The organism is Mycobacterium sp. (genome assembly GCF_049585075.1).
GTDB lineage: Bacteria > Actinomycetota > Actinomycetes > Mycobacteriales > Mycobacteriaceae > Mycobacterium.
In genome coordinates this window covers 1-2212 of the sequence record NZ_JBAUZA010000336.1, presented here as the reverse complement: position 1 = coordinate 2212, position 2212 = coordinate 1, and the positions used below count along the sequence as shown (strand labels likewise).

3 protein-coding genes are annotated in these 2212 nt (G+C 62.7%); all 3 read right to left on the bottom strand.

Going from position 1 to position 2212, the window contains the following annotated elements; translation table 11 throughout:
- A partial coding sequence (locus tag WB785_RS15910) for a DUF6912 family protein (protein WP_424080283.1) occupies positions 1 to 141 on the bottom strand: 141 nt, incomplete at its 3' end.
- A 4-nt stretch (positions 142 to 145) separates the two neighbouring features.
- Positions 146 to 982, bottom strand: a complete 837-nt coding sequence (ppk2, locus tag WB785_RS15905; RefSeq protein ID WP_424080282.1) for a polyphosphate kinase 2 — start codon at positions 980 to 982, stop codon at positions 146 to 148.
- 15 nt (positions 983 to 997) lie between these two features.
- On the bottom strand, positions 998 to 2212 hold a 1215-nt coding region (locus WB785_RS15900), incomplete at its 5' end, for a WS/DGAT/MGAT family O-acyltransferase (RefSeq protein WP_424080281.1).

Here is a 2212-nt window from a genome sequence, read left to right as displayed (position 1 = left end):
GAGCTCGTCGTCGTCGCCTTCGGCGTACGCCTCCCGCAGCCTCGGCGTCACCGCGAACGCAGTGCCGTTCACCGGCAACAACGAACCATCGGTGACGAGTTGTTGCAGCATGGCCAGGGTTACCGGGATATAGATCTGCATCGGGTTACTCAGCAGGGCCTATCAGCGTTGCCACGTAGTCATCGACATATGTCGACAGCTCGCGGGGTGGCCGCTGATACTTGTCGCTGACCACCGGACGGGCCGGCAGTTTGACCTTCGGCTTCTTCACGTCGCGATAGTCAATGGTGGACAACAGATGTGCCATCATATTGAGCCGAGCGTGTTTCTTAACATCCGATTCCACGACATACCACGGGCTGTCCGGTGTATCGGTGTGCGCCATCATCTCATCTTTGGCACGTGAATAGTCCTCCCACCGATACAGCGATTCCAGATCCATCGGGCTGAGTTTCCATTGCCGCACAGGATCATTGCGCCTCGCTTTAAACCGACGCAGCTGCTCGTCTTCAGAAACTGAAAACCAGTACTTCCGCAGCAAAATCCCTTCCTCGATAAGCAGCTGTTCGAAGATCGGTGTCTGCCGCAGGAACAGCGCATGCTCTTGCGGTGTGCAAAACCCCATGACCTTCTCGACGCCGCCACGGTTGTACCACGACCGGTCGAACAGCACGATCTCCCCTTTGGCGGGTAGATGCGCGATATAGCGCTGGTAGTACCACTGCCCGCGTTCCCGATCGGTCGGCGCGGGCAGCGCTTCGATCCGGGCGACGCGCGGATTGAGATATTCGGTGATCCTTTTGATCGTGCCGCCCTTGCCCGCGCCGTCACGGCCTTCGAAGACCACGACAATGCGGGCGCCGGAAAACCGCACCCACTCTTGGAGTTTCACCAATTCCGTTTGCAGTCGGAACAATTCGGCTTCGTAAACGTCGTTCGAGATCTTGTGCTGCTTCTTTTGCGCCTGGCGCGAGTTGCTCACTATCGAATGGTAGGTCTACTGCGCGGCTTCCAGGAGTTCATCGAGCGATTCGGCCAACAGCACCGGTAGCACGTCGACGTCGCTCATCGCGTCCCGGTCGGCGTTGATGCCGAAATACAGCATGCCGTTATAGGAGGTCACGCCGATGGCCAGCACCTGGTTGTTGAGCAAGGGCGGTACTGCGTAGCTTTCCAACAACTTTGCGCCGGCCACATACATCTGCGACTGTGCGCCTGGCGCATTGGTGATCAACAGGTTGAACAAGCGCGCCGACAGGCCGGTGGCGACCCGAATACCCATGGCGTGCAGCGTCGGCGGCGCGAAACCCGACAACGTCACGATCGTCCGGGCATCGACCAGGCTGGCCGCGGTTGGGTTGGATTCGGTGGCGTGCGCAATCTGCGACAGCCGTACGACCGCGTTGCTCTCCCCTACCGGCAGGTCGACCAGAAAGGGCGCCACCTGGCTGATCGCCCGGCCGCGGCCCGCCGAGTCGAATGTCTCGTCGACGTAGACCGGTAAGGGCGCCATCGCCCGCACCATCGTGGTTGGCGCGGCGGACTCGCCGCGGGACATCAGCCAGTTGCGCAGCGCGCCGGTGATCACCGCCAGCACCACATCGTTGACGTCGCAGTTGTAGCGCGCTCGAATCACCCGGTAGTCGTCAAGACTTCCACGGGCGACAGTGAACCGCCGGTTGCGGGACACCGTGGTGTTCAGCGGGCTGTTGGGCGCGGTACCCCGGGCAAGGGTGCGGGCGACGTCGAACATCCGTCGACCGACATCGACCCATTGGCCGGCATTGGTGGCCAGCTCGGTGATCCCGGTCCGGACCGCCCGCACCTGCGCCCGGGGCCGGGTGGCCCAGTCGCCAATGGCGCCCAACAACAGCCGCGTGGTGCCCGGTTCGCGGGCAGGCACCCAGATGTCTTCGACAAAGGGCGGCGGACGTCGGCTGCGGTCGGCGATGACGTGGCCGATCTCGACCGCGCTCATCCCGTTGATCAGCGACTGGTGCGACTTGGTGTAGAGGGCGACGCGGTTTTTGGCCAGGCCCTCCACCAAGTACATCTCCCAGAGCGGACGGGACTTGTCCAAAGGCCGTGCAGCCAGCCGGCCGATCAGTTCGTGCAGCTGTTCGTCGCTGCCCGGCGACGGCAGCGCCGAGCGCCGGACGTGGTAGGTGATGTCGAAATCGCGGTCGTCGATCCACACCGGCCGGGCCAAACC